Below are 8,129 nucleotides of genomic sequence, written 5' to 3'. Positions count from 1 at the left end.
GGAAATACCCGTTTGATTCCGAAAGTTACTACATAGATCAGATCTCCCTGTTCTTGATACATGGAATAATACCATCCGTTTTGAAGCTGAACAATTCCGTTAACGGGAAAATGCAAATCGGTAAAGCGGTTAACAGGACATTTATTCGTATTCCAAAAAATCATGGAATCTCCCTGGTAAACGTGAACAAACAACGTTTGCTCGAGGTAATTGTACTTTCTGGAAAATGCGTTTTTATCCAGATTTTTCCAATCTCCCGGAAGTTTATCCAATTGTTTTTCTGCAGCATTTAGCTGCTCCAGGAAAATTTGCTGAAACCGATCAATCTCATCTCTGTTTGATTGATTGAATTTGAATAATAAAACAATTAATAGCAAAAAAGAAGCACTCAGAATCAGTGCGTATCCTCGTTTTGCAAAAAATTGAATTATTCCTTTAAGCATAATAATTTCGGAGTCAATACCTGGATGAGTCGTTCAAATTCCAAATCTGCATTTTGATCGTTCTCAAACACAAAATCAGCCAGATGAGCGTATGGAGCAAGGTATTTTTCATAGCACGGAACCACATGATGATTCCATTGATACAAAATCGCCTCTCTCGAATAGCCTCTTGTTTCCTGATCGCGGTACAATCTTCTGTCGAGCTGCACCATCGGATCAACATCCATAAAAATAGAAAAATCAAGCAATTTATTTACTTCCTGATACTGAAACAAGAACAATCCTTCCACAATGATAATCGGTGAGGGATCCAGGGTAATCAAAATATTTTTATTTGGCGGAGCATTGAAATGATATTCCTTCACTTCAATAGACTTTCCGTCCTTCAAATCCTGCAAATCACGCACCAAACGCTCTTTATCCAAAGCTGTCGGCAAATCAAAATTCACTTCCCCGTTTTCATCGAGAAATTGCTGATCTATTGAAAGATAATAGTTATCCATTGAAAAAATCGTCGGCTGAAGCTCCCCGTAAAATGCCGCCAAACGCTTTAAAAGAGTAGTTTTTCCTGATCCACTCCCTCCACAAATTCCAATTATCATTTTTCCCTGTATTCGAAGGTTATATTTCCTTTTGCCGGTAGTTGTTTTACATCAAAAATCAACCACTTTGTATCCAATTCGGCGACAAATTTACTTGGAAATTCCGCAGTAAGCAAACGACTTGGGTTGGAAGTTGCCTGATTAATAGTTCCGGACACAATTCCGGTACCAGAAGTAAAGCTGTGAAAATGGCCTTCAGGCTTGGCAGAGTTGACATACCAGCCGATTCCTTCACTCATCCCGAAGCAGCCGACTTCCAGATCTTTCTTCGCATTAAAATTTGCACATGGTGATTCACAAGCCTTTTTCCACACTTTTTCTTCCATGCGGTAACTCACTAAATTGGCCGTTGTACCATTCATCTCAATTCCTCCAACATAGTAGGATCCTTTCGCATAAATCAGGGTCCCTTTTTCGTTCGGTTCGCTTCGCTTCAGCAAAGCACTTCCTCTTCTTCCGAATCCGACACGTGCATGAGCAATAAAGTTCGTTCCCTTTTGTTCCAGAACCTGCTCCGAAACCATCACACCTTTCGGGTTGTATTCCTTTACTTTCCATCCCGCTTCTTTTCCGGCATGAAGTCTGGCAGCAAACAAAATATTTTCTCCTTTCTCACCGGCAACATACCAGGAAATCTGGTCTTCGATTTTGGAAGAGCTAACCACATTTTCAGAAACAACAAAAGCATATAAATTGAAGTTGTGATGTGTCATGGAAACAGCAACCGTTGTCAGTTTTTCCTTGTCTTTGTGTCTGAACATCCACAGAAGCGCTTTTTCAGTGGTGATGATATCTGTCAGATACAAATCGGCAGGACTAAAACCCAATCGTTTGATCTGCATCAGGAAATTCAGATTCATCACCTTGATATTCCCGGCAGCGCTGAGTTGATGAATAAAAACCTTCCCGTCATTCAACTCCAGGTTTTCAAGAAAGTAGGCATATTTTCCCCCGTCTTCCGAAATGAAATAGGTTTCCTTCGCCATGGGGTTGTAAACCTGTTGCCAGGCACTCTTGGAATCTCCTGCAACCATTGTCAAATCTACTTGTTTCTGGGTCAAAGTAAGATCCCTGCTCAAAACGATACTACCGATTCCTTTCCATTCGATGATGTCATAGAAGGGTTGTTTAAGTGCCGGAATTTCAAAATTTTGAGCCGAAATAGAAATGCTAAAAAGCACAAAAAGAATACTTAAAGATTTTTTCATATAAGGAATAAAGCGTAAATTGGCAGATAAATGTAATATTATTTCATCCAAATGATGTCATTCACAAACACAATTAAAAACACTCTTGCGGGATTATCACTATTGATTTCTACACTTTCATTTTCTCAGGATCCTGAAATAAAAACACTTCCATTGGGCGAACGCGTTCCGATGATTCAGCACCAAATGGAAAGTCTGGACGGAAAAACATATAACCTGGAAGCCATGTCGGGAACCAACGGTTTATTGGTTGTTTTCTCTTGTAACACCTGTCCTTTTGTTATTGGAAGTGACCATTTCGAAGGATGGGAAAAACAATACAATGACTTGAAAAAATTTGCTGAAGCAAACGGTTTCAAAATGGTTTTAATCAACTCCAACGAGGCGAAAAGAGACAGCGACGATTCTCCTGAAGCCATGAAAAAAAGAGCTGCAGAAAAAGGATATTCCATGCCTTACCTGATAGATAAAAATTCAGAACTGGCAGACGCATTCGGGGCACGAACTACTCCGCATGTTTATCTGTTGAATGAGAAAATGGAATTGATTTATACCGGAGCTATTGACAACAAGGTGGATGGAAAACGCACTTCGGATGAGAACTACCTGAAGGATGCAATCGAAGCAAAAGCGAACAACAAGGAGATCAAAACGACCTCCACTCCGCCAAGAGGTTGCAGCATTAAACGAGTAAAAAAGTAAACTCTCCCAAAATAAAACGAACAAATGAACAAAAAACTACTAGCATGTGCCTTACTAACGCTCTCCTTTTCGTTAGTTGCACAACAAGGAGACGGAGGCATTCCGAAAAGTTCAAAAACGTCTGTTTCAATCAAGCAAATTGACAGACGTGTCTTTTCACAACCGGATGTTGCTGCCCTGAGAGCCGAAGATGAAGTAACGGATAAAACCGGAAATGCTCCATGGCGTTTCGGGTTTAACAATCCAGCTTCATTGAATATGAACAACTCCGGAACCTGGAATACACTGCCGAACGGTGGTAAAATCTGGCAACTGGTTGTCACCTGTGACAACGCTTTGACAGTCAATCTTACCCTCGACAAAGTGGTTATTCCGGAAGGAAACGAATTATATATCTACAATCCGGACAAGTCGTTCGTTTTAGGAAAATTTACGGCATATCACTTGTATGAAGGAAACCTCGGAGCGGAGTTGATTCCCGGAAATACAGCCATTGTGGAGTACTATGTTCCTGCAGCAAATGTTGGGAAAACAGCATCGTTAAATATCAAAACCGTAACACATGGTTACCGGACCGCAGAAGAATTTGCTGCAAAAGCATTCGCCGGTTCCGGATCATGCAATATGAACGTGAATTGTCCGGACGGAACTCCCTGGGCAAACCAAAGAAACGGAGTTGTAATGCTTGTTTCCGGAAGTAACGGGTTTTGCTCCGGATCTTTGATCAACAATACAATGAATGACGGAAAACCATACGTCCTGACTGCAAACCATTGCTACAGCGGAGGTGAAGCAAGCTGGATTTTCCGTTTTAACTGGCAGGCAACAGGATGTGCGAGCCCCGGAAGTTCACCGACTTTCTCGTCACTTTCCGGAGCCATTTTACGCGCAAGAAGAACTCCGTCGGATTTTTGTTTAGTGGAAATTACGGGAGGGCTTGTAAACAATACCGTTCCTGCAAGTTATAACCCTTACTTCTCAGGATGGGACAATACGGGAACTATTCCGACATCTGCGGTAAGTATTCACCATCCTGCCGGAGATATTAAAAAAATCTCTTTTGACGACAATCCATTGGTTATTTCCCAGGGAATGAGCTCTACGGAATCAAATTCTACATGGACGTTGAAATGGGACAGAAACACAACAACAGAAGGCGGTTCTTCCGGATCTCCTTTGTTTGATCAAAATCACCGCATTATCGGACAATTATGGGGCGGCGGAGCTTCCTGCGCAAACCAGACTAACCCGGATTATTACGGTCGTTTGACAAATTCCTGGAATCCAAGTGGAAGTAACAGTACGAATCATCTGAAAACATGGTTAGACCCAAACAATGCCGGAGCAACCATTATCGACGGGTATCCAACCTCTTCCCTAGCACTTGATGCAGCAATGTCTAATCCACAAGGCGTTTCCGGAACAATTTGTTCGGGAACGGTATCTCCGAAAGTGACTATCGTTAACTCCGGAACTTCGGTTTTGACTTCAGCAACAATCAATTACGGATTCGACGGAACAACCGGTTTAGTTTATAACTGGACAGGTTCACTGGCTCAATATGCATCAAGCGTTGTTACTTTGCCAACAACAAGTTTAGCAGGTGGTAATCATACATTTAAAGCAATCGTATCCAACCCGAACGGTTCAACAGATCAAAATCTGGTGAATGATACAACAGTTGCTTCATTCATTATTGTAGCAAACGGCAACCTGGTTACTTTAAACCTGACAATGGACTGTTCCGGTGATGAGATTTCATGGGTAGTACAAAACAATGCAGGTACAACAACTTACTATAGCGGAGGACCGTATACCATGACTCCAAGCCCGTCAACACTAAACATTCCTTTCTGTTTAAGTGATGGTTGTTACAAATTTACCATCAATGATTCATGGGGAGACGGTTTGAAAGGATCCTGGGGTTGTGCGGATGGATCTTACACCATCACAGATTCGGACAATACAGTTCTTGCACAATTGACAACAGCAAATGCGAACTTCGGAAGCACCCGAACGGATCCATTCTGTGTTTCCACGGCAAGTTTGAAAGAATTTGCAGCTTCCTGGAAACTATATCCGAATCCTGTAAGTGAAAACTTAACGATTGAAACTCCTGTAAGCGGTATCAAAACGATCCATATCACGAATGCAGCAGGGCAGGTCATTCAAACGCTTCAATCGGAATCGAACACGATTTCAATTCCTGCAACGAACTTAGCGAAAGGAATGTACTTCATTCAATTGACAAGCACTGAAGGAACTTCCCAAAAAAGCTTCATCGTTCATAAATAAGCAGATAAAACTTTGATGAAAAACCCTGGCAATGATTGTCAGGGTTTTTTGTTACCCGGAGTTTTTTATCCTCCCCCTTTGGAGGGGGATTGAGGGGGAGGAAAATACAGGATCATTGTATTTTATTGATTTTCAATACCTTTTCTCCCGATTATTCTTTCAAAACACCTTACTCATTTAGCTGTTGAGATTTTGATTCATTCAGAGGCATAATGATAGAATTACACAAATTTGAGAACAAATTTATTCTCAAATAATTAAATTGGGTTTGGTCCTCCCCCTTTATCCCCCTCCAAAGGGGGAAACTGTTCCAACAAAAAGCTCTGTCCCCTTTCTATCATTTTTTCTTTTTAACTTCGAATAAAAAATAACGAATGGCAAAGGTCAAAACAGCATTTTTCTGTCAGAATTGTGGTTATGAAACTCCGAAATGGCTGGGGAAATGCCCTTCATGCGGAGAATGGAACACCTTTGTCGAAGAACTGGTTGAAAAACAATTGCCACAAGTCATTGCCTTCTCGACCTCATCCGGAAGAACAGCCAAAGCACAGGTTTTACAGGAAATTGTTTCCAACGGGCAACGAAGAATTGTGTTGCCGGACAGTGAAATCAACCGGGTTTTGGGAGACGGTTTGGTTCCAGGATCGTTGATCCTTTTTGGAGGTGAACCGGGAATCGGGAAATCGACTCTTTTGCTGCAATTAGCCGTTCAGACTTCCCTGCGGGTTTTATATGTTTCGGGAGAAGAAAGCGAGCAGCAGATTAAAATGCGGGCAGAACGCATCGGGCAGAAAAATGATTCCTGCTTCATCCTCACAGAAACAAACATTCAGAATATTTTCAAGCAAGCAGAAGAAACAAGTCCGGAATTACTGATCGTGGATTCCATTCAAACCTTGTTCAGCTCCCAGATTGAAAGTGCTCCGGGAAGTATTTCCCAAATCCGGGAATGTACCGCTCAATTACTTCGTTATGCTAAAATGACAGAAGTTCCGGTATTCCTGATCGGGCACATTACCAAAGAAGGTTCTCTTGCCGGACCAAAAGTATTGGAACACATGGTTGATGCAGTCCTGCAGTTTGAAGGAGATCAGCATCACGTATACCGCCTGCTTCGCGGAATTAAAAACCGTTTCGGAAGCACCAACGAGCTTGGAATTTACGAAATGAACGGCTCGGGCTTAAGAACCGTAGAAAACCCGTCGGAAATTTTAATTTCTTCCGGAGATACCGGCCTGAGCGGAGCTGCCATTGCAGCTACTCTTGAAGGATTACGACCATTACTGATCGAAGTTCAGGCATTGGTGAGTACAGCAGCTTACGGAACGCCACAACGCTCCTCAACCGGTTTTGATCTGAGAAGATTAAATATGCTTTTGGCAGTCATGGAAAAACGCTGCGGTTTCAAACTCGGGGCTAAAGACGTTTTCCTCAATATTGCAGGCGGAATCCGTGTAGACGATCCGGCAATTGACCTGGCTGTTGTTGCGGCAGTTTTGTCAAGCAACGCAGACCTGGCGATCGACCGTTCAATTTGTTGCTCTGCAGAAGTGGGCTTATCCGGCGAAATCAGACCCGTAAACCGCATTGATCAACGCATTCGCGAAGCCGAAAAACTAGGCTTTGAAAAGATCATCATCTCAAAATACAACAAAGGCATCGAGCAGTCAAACTTCAAAATAGAATTGATTCCCTGCGGAAGAATTGACGAAGTCTTAAAAGCACTGTTTGCATAAAACAACCCGTAGTTTGTCAGCCACACATTCTAACTTGGAAATTACTTATTCCAATACATTCAATTGCAATAGTTTAGTTAATTTTGGCTCTCTAAATTAAAACGCTACAAATGAGAACATTGGCTATGGCAAGCATGATTTTGCTGTGTTTCACCTCGTTGGCTGTAAACACGCCGCCCGTTTTGAATTCATCTCAAACGATTGTCAACCCAGTGATCTGTTCCAATGATGACAGTCAGGTTCAGCTCTTCGTTCCCTTAGAAATTACGGATATTGACGGCGATCTGATCACCATTCTCAGCATGAGCTCATCGAATCAGGCGGTGATTCCGGACAACTCACTTTCCGTAGGAACCAGCTCCGCATCAGGAACATTGAGTACCTATCTCTATTCTCAATTCGGAACAACCATTTCAGGAACTTGTGTCATCACACTTCAGGTTAGCGACGGAACAGATAATGTTTCAATTACACTACCTGTAATTACGGTCGCAGAAACACCTCTCGTTACACTTGCAATTGATCCGCAAATCTGTAGCAGTGAAGGAACCGTTGATTTGAATCAATTCGTGAACCCCGCCGGTGGTGTTTTTGACAATGACGGATCCGTTTACGTCAACAGCGAGTTCAACGTGATCGAAATGGGATACACATCCAATGACTACGTAAACATGAATTACAGCTACACAACCGATGGAATTTGCTACGCACACGAATACTTGTCCATTGAACTTTTCATTTCACCGACCGTAACTATCGCAACAACGCCAACTACTTGCGGTGGAGCAAGCGGAACGGCTACCGCAACAGTCGTTGGAGGAGCCCCGACCCTGGATCAAAACTGGTCCAACGGAATCATCGGGCTAAATACGATCAGTGGGTTATCCGCAGGGCAATACGTTTATTATCATACGGACACCAACCAGTGTTCCACCACGGCTTCTTTTTCAATCGACCCGGTGGGAATTTCACTCACAAGCAATGTAACCGATGTTGTTTGTCACAGTCAAACGAACGGAAGCATCACCATTTCACAATCGGGATTAACAACTCCTGTAAACTATGTTTGGAGCTCAGGCCACACGGGAACTGCTGTAACAGGTTTATCAGCTGGAACATATACCGTTTATGCAACAGATGCCA

General features: G+C 42.5%; 7 protein-coding genes. 4 read left to right on the top strand and 3 right to left on the bottom strand.

What is annotated here, in order from left to right:
- The 3 genes from Q1V93_RS17700 to Q1V93_RS17690 all read right to left on the bottom strand — a co-directional run.
- A partial coding sequence (locus Q1V93_RS17700) for a hypothetical protein (protein ID WP_300666499.1) occupies nucleotides 1-443 on the bottom strand: 443 nt, incomplete at its 3' end.
- On the bottom strand, nucleotides 428-1,045 hold the full coding sequence (locus Q1V93_RS17695) for a GTP-binding protein (RefSeq protein WP_300666498.1): 618 nt from the start codon (nucleotides 1,043-1,045) through the stop codon (nucleotides 428-430). The genes Q1V93_RS17700 and Q1V93_RS17695, both read right to left, overlap by 16 nt.
- A complete protein-coding gene (locus tag Q1V93_RS17690; RefSeq protein ID WP_300666497.1) occupies nucleotides 1,042-2,253 on the bottom strand; it encodes a hypothetical protein in 1,212 nt (403 codons plus the stop codon). Before Q1V93_RS17690 ends, Q1V93_RS17695 begins: the two co-directional genes overlap by 4 nt.
- 54 nt (nucleotides 2,254-2,307) lie before the next feature.
- On the opposite strand from Q1V93_RS17690, the gene Q1V93_RS17685 reads away from it, so the two are divergent.
- The 4 genes from Q1V93_RS17685 to Q1V93_RS17670 form a co-directional block, all read left to right on the top strand.
- A complete protein-coding gene (locus tag Q1V93_RS17685; protein ID WP_300666496.1) occupies nucleotides 2,308-2,955 on the top strand; it encodes a thioredoxin family protein in 648 nt (215 codons plus the stop codon).
- A 24-nt stretch (nucleotides 2,956-2,979) separates the two neighbouring features.
- Nucleotides 2,980-5,250 carry a T9SS type A sorting domain-containing protein gene (locus Q1V93_RS17680; protein ID WP_300666495.1) on the top strand — a complete coding sequence of 757 codons (2,271 nt, stop codon included), beginning with the start codon at nucleotides 2,980-2,982 and terminating at the stop codon, nucleotides 5,248-5,250.
- A 374-nt stretch (nucleotides 5,251-5,624) separates the two neighbouring features.
- Entirely contained in the window at nucleotides 5,625-6,986 is a 1,362-nt protein-coding gene (gene radA / locus Q1V93_RS17675; RefSeq protein ID WP_300666494.1) for a DNA repair protein RadA, read from the top strand.
- A gap of 110 nt (nucleotides 6,987-7,096) precedes the next feature.
- On the top strand, nucleotides 7,097-8,129 hold a 1,033-nt coding region (locus tag Q1V93_RS17670; RefSeq protein WP_300666493.1), incomplete at its 3' end, for a SprB repeat-containing protein.

The organism is Fluviicola sp. (genome assembly GCF_030151805.1).
In the GTDB taxonomy this organism is placed as follows: domain Bacteria; phylum Bacteroidota; class Bacteroidia; order Flavobacteriales_D; family Crocinitomicaceae; genus Fluviicola.
This window is presented reverse-complemented; position numbering and strand designations above follow the sequence as displayed.